13 protein-coding genes and 1 riboswitch are annotated in these 14,450 nt (G+C 72.9%); all 13 genes read right to left on the bottom strand.

What is annotated here, in order from left to right:
• Positions 1 to 73: 73 nt before the first annotated feature.
• Positions 74 to 1,015 carry a Ppx/GppA phosphatase family protein gene (locus tag IH25_RS0126390; RefSeq protein ID WP_030615537.1) on the bottom strand — a complete coding sequence of 314 codons (942 nt, stop codon included), beginning with the start codon at positions 1,013 to 1,015 and terminating at the stop codon, positions 74 to 76.
• Positions 1,012 to 1,548, bottom strand: coding sequence for a DUF501 domain-containing protein (locus tag IH25_RS0126385; protein ID WP_030615535.1), 537 nt, complete (start codon positions 1,546 to 1,548; stop codon positions 1,012 to 1,014). The genes IH25_RS0126390 and IH25_RS0126385 overlap by 4 nt, the downstream gene beginning before the upstream one ends.
• A 29-nt stretch (positions 1,549 to 1,577) precedes the next feature.
• Complete coding sequence (locus IH25_RS0126380) at positions 1,578 to 2,054, bottom strand: FtsB family cell division protein (protein ID WP_030615532.1); 477 nt, start codon at positions 2,052 to 2,054, stop codon at positions 1,578 to 1,580.
• A gap of 116 nt (positions 2,055 to 2,170) precedes the next feature.
• Entirely contained in the window at positions 2,171 to 3,460 is a 1,290-nt protein-coding gene (eno, locus tag IH25_RS0126375; RefSeq protein WP_030615529.1) for a phosphopyruvate hydratase, read from the bottom strand.
• Between the two features lie 371 nt (positions 3,461 to 3,831).
• Positions 3,832 to 4,560 (bottom strand): transglycosylase family protein, encoded by a 729-nt coding sequence (locus IH25_RS0126370; protein ID WP_030615526.1) that lies wholly within the window; start codon positions 4,558 to 4,560, stop codon positions 3,832 to 3,834.
• Positions 4,561 to 4,565: 5 nt separating this feature from the next.
• Positions 4,566 to 4,740: riboswitch (cyclic di-AMP (ydaO/yuaA leader) on the bottom strand.
• 183 nt (positions 4,741 to 4,923) lie between these two features.
• Positions 4,924 to 6,036, bottom strand: coding sequence for a transglycosylase family protein (locus IH25_RS0126365; RefSeq protein WP_030615523.1), 1,113 nt, complete (start codon positions 6,034 to 6,036; stop codon positions 4,924 to 4,926).
• A gap of 168 nt (positions 6,037 to 6,204) precedes the next feature.
• Positions 6,205 to 7,494: a cytochrome P450 family protein gene (locus IH25_RS0126360; RefSeq protein WP_030615520.1), complete on the bottom strand. Its 1,290-nt coding sequence runs from the start codon at positions 7,492 to 7,494 to the stop codon at positions 6,205 to 6,207.
• Positions 7,495 to 7,613: 119 nt separating this feature from the next.
• Positions 7,614 to 8,654 (bottom strand): nucleoside triphosphate pyrophosphohydrolase, encoded by a 1,041-nt coding sequence (locus tag IH25_RS0126355; RefSeq protein ID WP_051754126.1) that lies wholly within the window; start codon positions 8,652 to 8,654, stop codon positions 7,614 to 7,616.
• A gap of 184 nt (positions 8,655 to 8,838) precedes the next feature.
• Positions 8,839 to 9,489, bottom strand: a complete 651-nt coding sequence (locus IH25_RS0126350; protein WP_030615513.1) for a SurA N-terminal domain-containing protein — start codon at positions 9,487 to 9,489, stop codon at positions 8,839 to 8,841.
• A gap of 151 nt (positions 9,490 to 9,640) precedes the next feature.
• On the bottom strand, positions 9,641 to 10,468 hold the full coding sequence (locus IH25_RS0126345) for a glycoside hydrolase domain-containing protein (protein WP_030615511.1): 828 nt from the start codon (positions 10,466 to 10,468) through the stop codon (positions 9,641 to 9,643).
• Positions 10,469 to 10,540: 72 nt separating this feature from the next.
• Positions 10,541 to 12,076: a serine/threonine-protein kinase gene (locus IH25_RS0126340; RefSeq protein ID WP_030615508.1), complete on the bottom strand. Its 1,536-nt coding sequence runs from the start codon at positions 12,074 to 12,076 to the stop codon at positions 10,541 to 10,543.
• Positions 12,073 to 12,759: a hypothetical protein gene (locus tag IH25_RS0126335; protein ID WP_030615504.1), complete on the bottom strand. Its 687-nt coding sequence runs from the start codon at positions 12,757 to 12,759 to the stop codon at positions 12,073 to 12,075. Before IH25_RS0126335 ends, IH25_RS0126340 begins: the two co-directional genes overlap by 4 nt.
• Before the next feature lie 125 nt (positions 12,760 to 12,884).
• Positions 12,885 to 14,450: N-6 DNA methylase (locus tag IH25_RS0126330; RefSeq protein WP_030615502.1), on the bottom strand; the 1,566-nt coding region annotated here is incomplete at its 5' end.

The raw sequence follows: 14,450 nt of genomic DNA, 5'->3' as shown, positions 1-14,450 counted from the left end.
GGGGGCCCTCCGGGCCGCTCAAACGTTATCCAACCTGCTCAGCGGTCGACTACCGGCGAGTAACAAAAGAGATCTACGCCACCGACCACGCGATGCCGTCCAGGATGTCGTGCTCGCTCACCACGACCTCCTCGGCGCCGGTGCGCTCCATGATCGCGAGCAGGACCAGGGCGCCCGCGCCGATGACGTCGACCCGGCCGGGGTGCATGGACGGGACGGCGGCGCGCTCGGCGTGCGTGGAGCGCAGCAGCCACTCGGTGATCTCCCGGACGCGCTCCCGGGAGATCCGGGAGTGGTGGATGCGCGCGGAGTCGTACTCGGGCAGCTCCTGGGCGATCGCGGAGACCGTGGTGACGGAGCCCGCCAGGCCCACCAGGGTGCGCGCCTCGCGCAGCGGGACCGTGCGCTCGGCCAGGTCCAGGGCGGCCTCCACATCGGCCCTTATGGCGGCGATCTGCTCCCCGGTGGGCGGGTCGGAGACCTCGCCGCCGCGCACCAGGTGCCGCTCGGTCATGCGCACGCAGCCGATGTCCACCGACCGCGCGGCGCGCACGTGGTCGTCGCCGACGACGAACTCGGTGGAGCCGCCGCCGATGTCCACCACCAGGTAGGGCCGGGCGAGGTCGGTGCGGCCGGTGAGTTCCTTGGTGGCGCCGGTGAAGGAGAACTCGGCCTCCTGGTCGCCGCTGATGACCTCCGGCTCCACCCCGAGGATGTCCAGCACCCCGCGCACGAAGTCCTCGCGGTTCTCGGCGTCCCGGGAGGCGGAGGTGGCCACGAAGCGGACCCGCTCGGCGCCGTGCTCCTTGATGATCCCGGCGTACTCCCGGCAGGCGGCGAAGGTGCGCTCCAGCGCCTTCGGGGCGAGCCGGCCGGTGCGGTCGACGTCCTGGCCGAGCCGCACGATCGTCATCCGGCGGTCCAGCTCGGTCAGTTCCCCCGTCGCCGGGTCGGCGTCGGCGACCAGCAGCCGGATGGAGTTCGTACCGCAGTCCACGGCGGCCACACGGGTCACTTCGCGTCCTCCTCGGGGGTCTCCACGGTCACGCACGCGCCCTTGCGCCACCACTCCGGCAGCATCGCCAGCGCCTCGTCGCCGAGCGGGTTCACGCCCGGGCCGGCGGCCAGCGAGTGGGCGACGAGGACGTGCAGGCACTTCACCCGGTCGGGCATGCCGCCCGCGCTCGGGAAGCCCTGGAGGACCTCGATCTCGTCCCGGCGCCGGATGTAGTCCTCGTGCGCGGCCCGGTAGGCGGCGGCCAGCTCCGGGTCGCGCTGGAGCCGCTCGGTCATCTCCTTCATCACGCCGTCCGCCTCCAGCGTGCCGATGGCGGAGGACGCCTTCGGGCACGTCAGGTAGTACAGCGTCGGGAAGGGCGTGCCGTCGGGCAGGCGCGGCGCCGTCTCCACGACGTCCGGCTGACCGCACGGGCAACGGTGCGCGATGGCCCGCAGGCCCCGCGGCGGGCGGCCCAGCTGCTGCTTGAAGGCCTCTACGTCCGCGTCGGTGGGCTCGGTGCGCGGAGTGGGCGGCGGAGGGGTTTCCATGACTGGCTGTTCGGAGACTTTCTGTGGGTTCACTGGTCGGAGGCGTCGGACTTGTCGACGCCGTCCCAGACGTTCGCGTACCAGGGCCGGCCGGCGGCCCCGAGGTCGGCGCGGGACTGCTTGGCCGCGCCGGGGTCGACGACCACGTACCCGGTCTCGCCGGGCCGTACGTAGTGCAGCCGGCGGCGGATCTGCTGCTCGGCGTAGGCGTCGTCCTGCCAGCGCGCCTTGAGGTCCCGCAGCTGCTCCACCCGCTCGCGGGCCTGCCGCTGCTCGCGCTGGAGGTCGGCGATCTCCGCGCGCTGGGAGACGTACTGCCGCATCGGGTAGGCGAGGGCGACGACCATCGTGCACAGCACCAGCGCGAGCAGTGCCGCCCGGCCGGTGAGCCGAGAGCGGCGGGCCTGCCGTTTGGTCTGCGAGCGGTAGACGCGGGCCGCGGTCTGCTCGCCGAGCAGCCTGATCCTGGTCGCGGTGGAGAACCGGTCACGGTCCTTCACGCCCATCTTCCCCGCCTCCCGTCATACGCGCGTACGTCCCCGGACACGGTACGGGACCGGGTACGGGGACGTACGTACGACTGGCTAGGACTTAGCCCGGGTTGGGTCAGCCCTTGCTGTGCCTACTGGTTCGCGGAGCGAAACCGCGGGAACGCGCTGCGGCCGGCGTACACCGCGGCGTCGTCGAGGATCTCCTCGATGCGCAGCAGCTGGTTGTACTTGGCGACGCGCTCGGAGCGGGCCGGGGCGCCGGTCTTGATCTGGCCGCAGTTGGTGGCGACGGCCAGGTCGGCGATGGTGACGTCCTCGGTCTCGCCGGAGCGGTGGGACATCATGCACTTGAAGCCGTTGCGCTGGGCCAGCTCGACGGCGTCCAGGGTCTCGGTCAGCGAGCCGATCTGGTTGACCTTGACCAGCAGGGCGTTGGCCGCGCCCTCCTCGATGCCCTTGGCCAGGCGCTCGGGGTTGGTGACGAACAGGTCGTCGCCGACCAGCTGCACCTTGTCGCCGAGCTTGTCGGTGATGGTCTTCCAGCCCTCCCAGTCGTCCTCGAAGAGCGGGTCCTCGATGGAGACCAGCGGGTACGCCTCGACCAGCTCGGCGTAGTACTCGGTCATCTCGGCGGCGGTGCGGTTCTTGCCCTCGAAGACGTACGAGCCGTCCTTGTAGAACTCGGACGCGGCGACGTCGAGCGCCAGGGCGATCTGCTCGCCGGGGGTGTAGCCGGCCTCCTTGATCGCCTCCAGGATGAGGTCGAGCGCCTCACGGTTGGAGCCGAGGTTCGGGGCGAAGCCGCCCTCGTCGCCGAGGCCGGTGGACAGGCCCTTGTTCTTCAGGACCTTCTTCAGGGTGTGGTAGACCTCGGTACCCCAGCGCAGGGCCTCGGAGAAGGACTCCGCGCCGATCGGGGCGATCATGAACTCCTGGATGTCCACGTTGGAGTCGGCGTGCGAGCCGCCGTTCAGGATGTTCATCATCGGCACCGGCAGCAGGTGCGCGTTCGGGCCGCCCAGGTAGCGGAAGAGCGGCAGGTCGCTGGCCTCGGAGGCGGCGTGGGCGACGGCGAGCGAGACGCCGAGGATGGCGTTGGCGCCGAGGGAGCCCTTGTTGTCGGTGGCGTCCAGGTCGAACATGGCCTGGTCGATCAGGCGCTGCTCGGTGGCGTCGTAGCCGACCAGCTCGGGGCCGATCTGCTCGATGACGGCGAGGACGGCCTTCTCGACGCCCTTGCCCTGGTAGCGGTTCGGGTCACCGTCGCGCAGCTCGATGGCCTCGAAGGCGCCGGTCGAGGCGCCGGACGGCACGGCGGCACGACCCGTGCTGCCGTCGTCGAGGCCGACCTCGACCTCGACCGTGGGGTTGCCTCGGGAGTCCAGGATTTCCCGGGCTACGACGACGTCGATGGACGGCACGAGCATCTCCTTCTTGGATGTGACGCTGGAAGTGCGGGGCTGGTGTGCCTTGCGACTAGAGCCTAACCGTCCCGGGCCGCTCGGCCGTCGACCGACCGCCCCGTGGACAGAGCGACGGTACCTTTTGTTTCTGCTCGAAACAAAGGGGTCCGGCTCATTTCCCGGGGCGGGGCGCCGGGCCGGACGCGGAAAACCCCGCCCCGGCGCGTACGGGGGAAGACGCGCCGGGGCGGGGAGCCCTGGGGGACGGGGGTGGCCCGCACGGGGCCTTGGGGGGCTCCGGGATGTGCGGGCCTGGGGGGCCTCCGGATGTGCGGCCCTGGGGGCCGGGGGCCCGCCGGGATGTGCGGGCCGCGGGGGGGCCGGGAGGGTTACTTCAGGTGGAGCTGCTGGCCCGGGTAGATGAGGTCGGCGTCCTGGACGATGTCCTTGTTCAGCTCGAACAGCTTCTGCCAGCCGCCCGCGACCTTGTGCTTCGCGGCGATGATGCTGAGCGTGTCGCCCTCGACGACCTTGTACTCGCCGTCGCCCTTCTTGACCTTCTTGCCGGTCGGGGTGGTGACGGTCTTGCTCGCACCGTTGGTGCTGCCCGAGCCCGTGCTCTTGCTCGTGGAGGCGGCCGGGCGCTCGGCGGAGCGGGAGGCGGCCTGCTGGTCGGCGGAGCGGGTGGTGGTGCCCGAGTCCTGGGTGGACGGGGCGGACGGCGCCGGGGCGGAGCCGTTGTAGGGGGTGCTCGACAGGCCCGTGCCGCACACCGGCCAGGCGCCCTTGCCCTGCGAGGCGAGGACCTTCTCGGCGACGGATATCTGCTGCGACTTGCTGGCCTGGTCGGCGGTGGCGGCGTACTGCGTGCCGCCGTACGCGGCCCAGGTGGAGGCGGAGAACTGCAGACCGCCGTAGTAGCCGTTGCCGGTGTTGATGGACCAGTTGCCGCCGGACTCGCACTGGGCGACCGTGTCCCACTGGGAGACGGTGGCGGCGGAGGCGTTGCCGGCCGCCATCAGCGGGGCGGCGACGGCGGCGCCGGTGACACCGGCGAGCGTGACGGCGCGAACGGCCTTGGACGGACGACGGTGCTTGCCCTTGCCGGAAAACAGCATGGATCGATTCCCCTCACCGACGCCTACGAGGTGAGCTGTCGGGTTCGGGCCGGTTGAGTTGCCCGGCCGCGTCGGACGCTTTCGCGTGACGCGGCTTCACCCCCAGCCGGTCCCAGCCTCAACTGCTGGGCCCGGCGCCTACCTTGGGTCCCCCGCTCCTGCCTACGGCGCTTGACGCGACGACTGTTCCCGAGCGACCGCCGGCAGGATTCGGCGTGGCGGAAGCCGGGGCTCGTGGTGACGAGCGGCCTCGACCGTAGGCAGGTGATCGCCGGAATTTCAAAGACGATCAGGGCTTCTGAGACTCATCCCACACTTTCGCCAAACCGGACATCACGGCATCAAGCGGGACGTCAAATCCCCCTACTTCGCACCCGTTTCGCCCTGGACATCCAGGGTCTGACCGGCGGTGATGTGGTTCGGGTCGGCACCGATCGCCTTCTTGTTGCCGGCGTACAGCGCGCGCCATCCGCCGTCGACCTCAAGGGAGTCGGCGATGGAGGACAGCGAGTCGCCCTGGCGGACGGTGTAGGTGTCCGGTTCGCGGGAGGCGTGCCGGCCCGACGAAGCGTCGTGCTGAGCGTTTGTCAGGGTTTCGTCCGCGCTCGGGCCCCGGTGGCGTCCGCCGGTGCCGACGGCGCCGGTGTCGACCAGGCTCCAAGACCCGGCCGCCTGCTGGGGGTTGGTCACGGTCCCGGCGTCCGGGGTGGCCGTCGGGGAGCCTCCGGGGTACGGGGAGTCGCCGGTGCCGGGTGTGGGGGACTTGTCGGACTCGGGGGTTTCGGTGCCGGTGGAACCGGGAGTTCCGCCCGCGCCCTTGCCCACTTCCTCGTCGGCGGTCCTGCCCGTATCCGCGTCGCCCTTGTCGGCCTTGTCGCCCTTGTCCTGCTTGGTGGAGGGCGTGGTGGCCGGGTCCGACGAGGAGCCGGCCTCCGGGTCGGCGGCGGAGCCGGTGGAGGGCGACGCGTCCGGCGAAGCGGACGGGTCGGAGGTTCCGGGAGTCTTGGACGTACCGGAGTTGCCGGCCGTTTCGGACGAGTCCGACGAACCGCGGGTGTCACCGGAGTCGCCGACGCCCGTGTCGACGTCCATGGACCCCGAGTTCCGTGTCAGGCCGGACAGCAGGGCGCAGGTGGCCCAGGGGGCGGTGCCCCGGGCGGCCAGGATCTTCTCGGCGACGGCGATCTGCTGCTGGCGGCTGGCCTGGTCGGGGCTGGCCGCGTACTCGCCGCCGCCGTACGTGTCCCAGTCGTCCTGCGAGATCTGCAGGCCGCCGTAGTAGCCGGTTCCGTTGTCCGCGCTCCAGGAGCCGCCGCTCTCGCACTCGGCCACCTTGTCCCACGTGGTGCCGTCGGCCGCGTTGGCGCTCGCCGCGCCGAGGAGCGGGATGGCGATGGCGGAGCCGGTCACTCCGGCCGCGACGAGGAGGGCCGGAGCCTGGCGGGGGCGACGGTGTCGACCGTTCCCGGAGAGCATGCAGAAGCCTTTCGAGCGACAGCAGGACCGGCGCGGCGGTCGGAGCCGCTCGCCGCGCTGATGGGTGAACGTATCGGCAGACGATCACTTGTCACAAGTTCATGCCGCACAGATCACGTGAAGATCACAGGGTTGAGGAAGTGTCACCTTTTCCTGGAGGGCCTGTGTTCACGCGGTCGGTGTGAACTCCACCGGCAGGGTGCGCAGGCCGCGCATGATGAGCCCGCCGCGCCAGCGCAGCTCGGCCGGATCGGCGGCGAGCCTGAGGTCGGGCAGGCGGGTGAACAGGGTCGCCAGCGCGGTCTGGCCCTCCAGCCGGGCGAGCGGCGCGCCCAGGCAGTAGTGGATGCCGTGGCCGTACCCGAGGTGCTGGTTGTCGCGGCGGCCGAGGTCCAGCACGTCCGGGTCGGCGAACCGCTCCGGGTCCCGGTCGGCGGCGGCGAGGACGACGAGCACCGGGTCGCCCGGCGCGATGTCCTGCCCGCCGATGGTCAGCGGCTCGGTGGCGAACCGCCAGGTGGCCAGCTCCACCGGTCCGTCGTAGCGCAGGAGCTCCTCGACGCCCGTCTCCAGCAGGTCCCGTTCGCCACGGGCCAGGGAGTCCGTCAGCCGGGTGCGCTGGCCGGGGTGGGTGAGCAGGGCGTAGGTGCCGTTGCCGATGAGGTTCACGGTCGTCTCGAAGCCGGCGAACAGCAGGATGAAGGCCATCGCGGCGGCCTCGTTCTCGGTGAGGTGCTCGCCGTGGTCGGAGGCGCGGATGAGGCCGGAGATCAGGTCCTCGCCGGGCTCGGGGGTGGCGGACAGCGCCTCGCGCTTCTTGTGGATCAGCTCGGCGAGATAGCCGCGCATCTTCTTCACGGACCGCGCGACCCCGCCCCTCGGCCCTCCCCCGTGCCGGATCATCATGCCCGCCCAGTCCCGGAAGTCGTCCTGGTCCTCGCGCGGGACGCCGAGCAGGTCGCAGATGGCGTAGATGGGCAGCGGGAAGGCGAACTCGTGGATGAGGTCGGCGGAGCCGGTCCTCGCGAACCGGTCGATGAGCTGGTCGGTCAGCTCCTGCACCCGGGGGGCGAACTCGGCGACCCGGCGCGGCGTGAACGCCTTGCTGACCAGCCTGCGCAGCCGGGTGTGGTCCGGCGGGTCGATGTTCAGCAGGTGCGTCATCAGCTCGGCCTTGCGCTCGCCGGGGATGCCGGTCTTGCCCTTGGCGTGCGCGGGCTCGTCGTGGTGGGCCGGGTTCTTGCTCAGCCGCTGGTCGGCCAGGGCCTGCCGGGCATCGGCGTACCGGGTGACCAGCCATGCCTCGACTCCGCTCGGCAGCCGGGTGCGGTGCACGGGGGCGTGCTCGCGCAGCCAGGCGTAGGCGGGGTAGGGGTCGGTGGCGAACTCCCACGTGAACAGGGCGGGGGCCGGCTGGTGGGCGGGGGCCGGCTGGTCGGGGTGGTGCTGGTCGGTCACTCCTCGACCGTATCCGGCGCGGCGGGCGCCTCGCCGGGCGCCTTCCGGACGGCGGGGCGGCCCAGGCCGGCGGCCGTGCGGTACCAGGTGGGAGTTCCCGGTGCCGGAGGACGAGCCGCCTACCCCTCGTCCTCCTCTCCGCCGCCCGCGGCGCGCGCCGCCTCGCTGTCCTTGATCGCGTCCCGGTACGCCCGGGCCGCCGCCCGCAGCGCCGCCTCCGGGTCGACGCCGGCCGCCTCGGCGCCGACCGCCAGCGCCAGCAGCTCGTACCCGATGCCCTCACCCCGGGGCAGGGGCACCTCCAGGCCCGCCGTACGCACCCGGGAGGCGAGCTTGGCGGCCAGGGCCAGGCCGGGCTGGCCGAGCGGGACGCCCTCCGTGATGGAGGTGCGCCGCTTCTCCTCGGCCTTGGTGCGCAGCCAGTGCTCCTTGACGTCCTCCGGGGTCTCCGCCCGCTCGTCGCCGAAGACGTGCGGGTGGCGGTGGATCAGCTTGGCGACGATGCCGCCGGCCACGTCGTCGACGGAGAACGGCGCGTCCGGGTCCTCCTCGGCTATCCGGGAGTGGAAGACGACCTGGAGGAGGACATCGCCCAGTTCCTCGCGCAGCTCCTCGCGGTCGCCGGCCTCGATCGCCTCGACCAGTTCGTAGGCCTCCTCGATGCCGTACTTGGCCAGGCCCTCGTGGGTCTGCCGGGAGGACCAGGGGCACTCGGCGCGGATGCGGTCCATGACCTGCACCAGATCCAGCAGGCGGGCGCCGGGCAGGTCGTAGGAGGCGGGGAGCAGCTCCAGCTCCGGCATGGCGACCCGGCCGGAGCCGGCCAGCCGGGCGAGGCCGTCGGTGAGCACCGGTTCGCCCTCGCCGGTGGCCACGACCACCACCGTCCGTCCGCCGGTGCAGGCGTCGACCAGTTCCGGCGCTGTGGGGGACGCCTCCGTGACCGCTATCCCGGCCTCGCGCAGATACGGCAGCTGCGGGTGCGCCCCGTCCGCGCACAGCACGGCGTCGGCGGCGCGCAGGGCCTGCCAGGCGGGCCAGGACAGCAGGCCGGGGGCGACGCGGTGGCTGGTGGTCAGCAGGACGATGCGGCCGGGGGCGGCTTCCGGGCCGGGGGCGGGGCGGGGTTCGGGGCGGGCTTCGGCGCTGGATTCGTTCACGATCCGAACGTAACCCACGGCGCGGAAGGGTGGATCGAGTTATCCACAGGGCCCAGGCACTCGTGTGATCGTACGATCGGAAGCCCTGATTCCGGTTCCGGTTTCGGTTCCGGTTTCAATGCCGGTGCGGTGCCGGTGCCGGTGCCGGATCCGTGCCGGGGCGCCCGCCCCGCCCACTCCCCGCCTACGTCGTCACCGGCTGTCCGCCCCCCGTCGTGACCTCCCGCACCCATGGCGTCTTGGCGTCCACCCGGCTGCTCTTCTGCACGTCCCAGGAGCCGTAGCGCGGGTTGAGGTCGACGTGGAGCTGCGTGGACGCCTTGGACAGGGCCTGCCAGAACGCGGGCTGGCTGGTGTCGGTGCCGAGCTTGGCGGCGAGCTTCTGCGCCTCCAGTTGCAGGCGCAGGTTGTCGTCGAGGCGGGCCGGCGCGATGCCGTACTTCTGCAGCCAGGCCGTCTCCAGGCCCTTGCCGCCGCCGGCCTGCTGCTCCAGGCCCGCACGCATCCGCTGGATCTCCGCGCGGGTGACCGTGACGCCCTTGTCCCGGGCGGCGCGGTGCAGCACCCGGTCGAGCACCATGTTGTGCAGGGTGTCCCGGGTGAGACTGCTGGTGGAGGAGACGACCTGCTGGTACTGCGTCTCGTCCGGTACGGCGGCCCGCTGGGCCCGGCGGACCTCGTCGACCCGGCTCTCCAGCTGGGCCACGGTGATCCGCTGCCCGCCGACGACGGCCGCGGCGCCCGGGTGCGCCTCGCTTCCGCAGGCGGTCAGCAGGGGGGCCGCGGCGGCGATCGCCGCGGTGAGGAAGAGCGCGGTGCGACGGCGGCGGTGCAAGGTGAACCTCCTGGGGGGAGATTGTGCGACGGTGCACAAGGTCTTGCGGTGATCGATGGTAGGCAGTGGGCAGGCCGCGGCCAACCCATTCGACCAACGATTCGCACCCGCTCCGGGCACCGCCGCGCCGCTTTGGGAGCGGACCGCCGGGTCAGCCGATGATGGCCACCGGCGCGTCCCAGGAGTTCCGGTCGACGGTCAGCGTGACGCCGCCGCGCGTCTCCTTGCTGTTGACCAGGTACTGGTGGCCGCGGCTGTGCGGGGTGAACTGGCCGGCGCCCCACGGCCAGTCCGCGGTCGTCGTGTCCTTCTTGTCGTACAGCGCGTACCAGAGGTTGCCCGGCAGGTCCTTCTTGTCCGCGGCGGTGGCGACGGCTTTGGCGCTGGAGCTGGTGAAGCCGTAGTAGCCGCCGCGGTAGGTCTTGGCGCGCAGCGTCTTCGTGAAGGAGCGCACGTACGTCAGGACGGCGTCGTTGCACGCCTTGTTCTGGATGTCGTACGCCTCCATGTCGAGGTAGATGGGGCTGCCGGCCTTCATACGGAGCGCGGACGCCTTGGCCACGGCGTCGGCGGCGTCCTTCGCGCCCAGCGAGGCGGCCGTCGCGGCGGACAGCTTCTCGGGGCTGGAGCCGGTCTGGCAGGGCGGCTGCGCGCCGACGTAGATCGGGATGAGCTTCCAGCCGAGGGAGTTCACCGACTTCACCCACGAGGCGGTGAGGTTGGGCTGGGCACAGCCGCGGTTCTTGCCGCCCACGTAGACGGCGGCGGCGCCGTAGTAGCCGGTGTGCCATGCCTTCATCGCGGACAGCGAGGGCGCGGTGCAGGTGTCGAAGGCGCGGCCGGTGAACGTCTTCTGCGCGGGCCAGCTCGTGGCGGCCATGGAGGTCTGGGCGGCGATGCCGGCCCCGGCGGCCACCACCACGCCGACCGCTCCCCAGGCGATGTATCTGCGTTTCTTGGACTGCCGGTGTCCGGCCATGAATCCCACCCCTGTTCGTGCACGGCGGCTCGCGCGCGTGCGTGACGACAATCGACGGACAATCTATCCGCGCTATCCGCGCACCTGTCCGAGCCACTGGAGGGTCCGCCGGACCTCCACGGCCAGCGGATGACCGGGGCCGTGCAGCCGCTCGACGTCCATCACCAGCCGCGCGAGCGTGTCATGGGCGGCCGGCCGGTCGCCGAGCGCGAGCAGCAGATGGCCGATGCGCCGGCGCACGTCGTGCGCGAGCCCCGGGTCCCCGGAGACGTACTGGTTCTCGTAGTACGGCAGCAGCGCGCGGTACTCGGCGAGCGCCGCCGCGGGTTCGCCGAGCTGCTCCAGGCACTGCGCGGCCTCGTAGCGGTAGCGCAGCGCCTGGGCGTCCGCCTGGCCCGCCTCGGCGGCGCGTTCGTCGGCGAGCCGGCGCAGTTCGGGCAGCGCGCGCCGGTACTGGCCGTCGTCCAGGAGCGTGGCCGCGTACTGCTTGCGCAGGGTGCGTACCACCGGGGAGTGCTCGCCGTGCTGCTCGGCGGCGGCCGGCAGGATCGCGCCCAGGACGTCCACGGCCTGCGTGATACGGCCCTCGCCCAGCAGCCGTTTGACGTCGTCCACAGCGTCGGCGACATCGGGCTTCTCGGCCGCCGGCGGCGCCGGGACGACGGGGGCGGGCTGGTGCGCGGGGATGCGCGCACGGTCCGGCCAGGGGGCGTGCGGACGCAGGAAGGGGCGCGTGGGGTCCAGGGGCGCCCCGGTGGGTGTGCCGCGCGCGGGCAGCAACAGCGCCAGTTCCTCGTAGACCTCCTGCGCGGACGCCGGCCGGTGCTGCGGGTCCTTGGCCAGCAGGCGCAGCACCAGGGCCTCCAGCGCCTCGGGCACCTCGGGGCGGATCCGGCGCACGGGCAGCGGCGGCTCGTACAGATGCCGGTGCAGCACACCGAGCGCCGTGGAACCGGCGAACGGCACCTCGCCGCTGAGCAGTTCGTGCAGCAGCACACCGAGCGCGTACAGGTCGGTGTACGGGCCGACCGCGCCGCCCATCGCCTGCTCGGGCGCCATGTAGGCGGGCGAGCCGATCGGGGAGCCGGTGTGCGTGAGCCGGGTGGTGTCGGTGTCCATCACCGAGGCCACGCCCAGGTCGAGGACGGTGACCGTGCCGTCCTGCTTCACCATCACGTTGCGCGGCTTGAGGTCGCGGTGCACGATCGGCACGGCGTGCACGGCGCTCAGCACGGCGCACAGTTGCGCGGCCACCGCGACCGCCCACGGCCACGGGTACGGGTCGTGCTCGGCGAGGTGGTCGGACAGGTCGGCGCCGTCGACGTACTGCATGACCAGGAACAGCTCGTCGCCCTCGCTGCCCGCGTCGTGCACCGTCACCAGACCGGGGTGGTCCACCTGCGCGGTGATCCGGCACTCGCGCAGGAACCGGCGGCGCAGCTCGTCCGTCTCCTGGCCCGCCACCTTGTCCGGGCGCAGCAGCTTCACCGCCACGCGCCGGTCCAGCCGCCGGTCGTACGCCGTCCAGACCTGGCCCATGCCGCCCTGCCCGATGAGCGTGGACAGCTCATAGCGCCCGGCGACGATTCGTCCGGTCGCCATGCTCACCGACCGCCCTCGTGGCCGTCCTGCCGGCGCAGGTAGTCGCTGAGCTCGTCCAGCTCCGCGCGCACCTGCTCGATCCGCGCGGGCGCCGGGGGCCTGGGCAGCGGGGCGACCGGCGGGGGCCCGGGCACGGGCGCGTACGGCGCCGGGGGCGGGGTGTGCGGCGCGCCGGGTGCCCGGTGCGGGACCGGCGCGGGCGCGGTGGGTACGGCCGGCGCGGACGTGGTGGGTACGGCCGGCGCAGACGCCGTCGGGGCGGTCGGTACGGTCGTCGCGCCGTAGGCCGCCGCGGGGGCCGGGTAGCCGTACGCCGGCACCCCGGACATCGCCGCGTACGCCTGCCGGCGCAGCGCGAAGTGCTGGATGTCCGCGGCCAGGTAGTACGCGATCGAGCCCACGAGGGAGCCCAGCACCAGTATCAGGCCCACATAGCCGCCCGTGGTGTGGATCTCCTCGCCCGGCTCCAGCCCCAGCAGGACCACGCCGAGGAGGTCGGCGGCCAGCACCGCCACGAACAGCCCCCAGTCCAGCGGCCGGCGCGTGACGATCGCCAGCCGCAGCGGCATCGCCCAGGACAGGAAGCCGATGGTGACGATGCCGAGCACCACGAACAGCACACGCAGGCAGACCAGCCACGCGGTGTGCGGCGGCTGCGTCACCGGCTGTCCGTGGCCGTGGCCTTGCATGGCTGCTCCCGGTCCTGGAAGTGGGCGTACCGCGCCCCTCGTGCGATGTCGCTTCGAGCATATGGCCCGGCACGGACAAACGATCAGGGCTGTACCGAACCGTTGTGCGGCCGTCGGCACCGGGGTCAGTCCGGTGCCACCGTGCCGTCGGTGAGCCCGTCGTACATCCCGCGCACCAGCTGCTCCCCGAGCCGGCTCGCGTGCCTCAGCGCCCGCTCGAACTCGTCCAGGGCGCGGAAGCGCGCGCCGTAGCGGAGCTGTTCCTCCAGCGGGAGCCGGGGCAGATGCAGCCGGCGCACGTCCAGCCGGGTCGCCGTGGAGGCGTAGCTGCTGGCCTGCCGGTTGTTGGCGGTCCCGCGCAGGAACCCGGCCAGGAACCACGGATCGAGCGCCGTGCGATCGGGGCGCAGCAGTACCAGGTTGCGCCCCAGGGCGGCGCCCCCCGTCGCCCCGTCGATCACGCGCGCCATCGCGCCCCCGCCGAGCACGGGTACGACGACGTCGCCCGGCTCGGTCAGCACGGCCTCCTCCTCGCTCTCGGGCAGCGTGCCGGAGGGCGCCGTCCCGGCGAGGACGTCGTGGTCGGTGAGCACCGGCACGCGCGCGTGGCCGCCGTTTCCGCCGGTACGCATCACCAGCGCGCCACCGCGCGCGAGTTCGCCGACGGTGGTCAGCGGCCAGCGCGCGGGCGGTGCCGGGTCGGCGGGCGGCGGGGTGAGGTCGGCGGCCAGGCGCAGGGTCTCCCCCAGGCGCTCGCGCACCTGGGTGAGCTGCTCGGCGCCGTCGGCCACCGCGGCCGGCGGCAGATGGCGGGCGGGCGCGAGGTCCACGTCGTCGTCGAGGAGTTCGATCACCGGCACGGACCGGGCCAGTCCGGGCCGCTCCGCGAGCCGCCCCTCGCGCGCGAAGGCACGCCAGGCGTCCAGTACGGCCTCCCGTACCGCCTCCCAGTCCGGGCCGCCCCGCGCCTCCCCGGCGAACCTCCCGGTGTCCACGAGCAGCACCTCGGGCGCCGCCGGTGTCCGGTCGGGCCGGCGCAGCACCCACAGGTGCAGCGGGATGTTGTACGGCGGCGCCGCGCCGACCGGCAGCGCGACCACGGCCCTGAGCGCGCCCCGGCGCAGCAGGTCGGCCCGGATCCGGCGCCCGGAACGGCGGGAGGCGGCGGCCGGCGGCATCAGCAGGACGGCGGTACCGCCGTCGGTCAGCCGGGCCAGCGCGTGCTGCACCCACGCCAGCTCCGACTCGGTACGCGCCGGGAAGCCGTACTCCCAGCGCGGGTCGTAGGCGAGTTCGTCGTGGCCCCAGTTGCGCTCGTTGAACGGCGGATGGCACAGCACCGCGTCGGCGAGCAGTCCGGGGTGGGCGTCGGCGCGCAGGGTGTCGCCGACGGCGGCGCGCACGGTGGCCCGGCTGTGCAGCGCCAGCCGCAGCGCGCTGAGCGCGGCGAGCTCGGGCGCGTTGTCCTGGGCGTACAGCTCCTGGCCGGGTCGGGGGTCGACCGCGCGCAGCAGGGCGCCGGTGCCGCAGGCCGGGTCCAGGACGGTGCGGGCCGGACCGGCCAGATCGGCCATGAGGCCCGCCAACTCGGCCGGGGTGAGCGTGTACTGGCGGGGGTTGGCGTCCAGGTGCCGGCCGAGCAGGAACTCGAACGTCTGCCGGGCGCCGATCTCGGCGGCGAGTTCGGCGGC

It is taken from the genome of Streptomyces achromogenes subsp. achromogenes (assembly GCF_000720835.1).
Lineage (GTDB): Bacteria > Actinomycetota > Actinomycetes > Streptomycetales > Streptomycetaceae > Streptomyces > Streptomyces achromogenes.
This window is presented reverse-complemented; position numbering and strand designations above follow the sequence as displayed.

Excerpts from the sequence above, each read along its gene's own strand:
- IH25_RS0126385 (WP_030615535.1), bottom strand. The coding sequence starts at position 1,548 with ATGGAAACCCCTCCGCCGCCCACTCCGCGCACCGAGCCCACCGACGCG.
- IH25_RS0126380 (WP_030615532.1), bottom strand. The coding sequence starts at position 2,054 with ATGGGCGTGAAGGACCGTGACCGGTTCTCCACCGCGACCAGGATCAGG.
- IH25_RS0126370 (WP_030615526.1), bottom strand. The coding sequence starts at position 4,560 with ATGCTGTTTTCCGGCAAGGGCAAGCACCGTCGTCCGTCCAAGGCCGTT.
- IH25_RS0126365 (WP_030615523.1), bottom strand. The coding sequence starts at position 6,036 with ATGCTCTCCGGGAACGGTCGACACCGTCGCCCCCGCCAGGCTCCGGCC.
- IH25_RS0126345 (WP_030615511.1), bottom strand. The coding sequence starts at position 10,468 with ATGGCCGGACACCGGCAGTCCAAGAAACGCAGATACATCGCCTGGGGA.
- IH25_RS0126335 (WP_030615504.1), bottom strand. The coding sequence starts at position 12,759 with ATGCAAGGCCACGGCCACGGACAGCCGGTGACGCAGCCGCCGCACACC.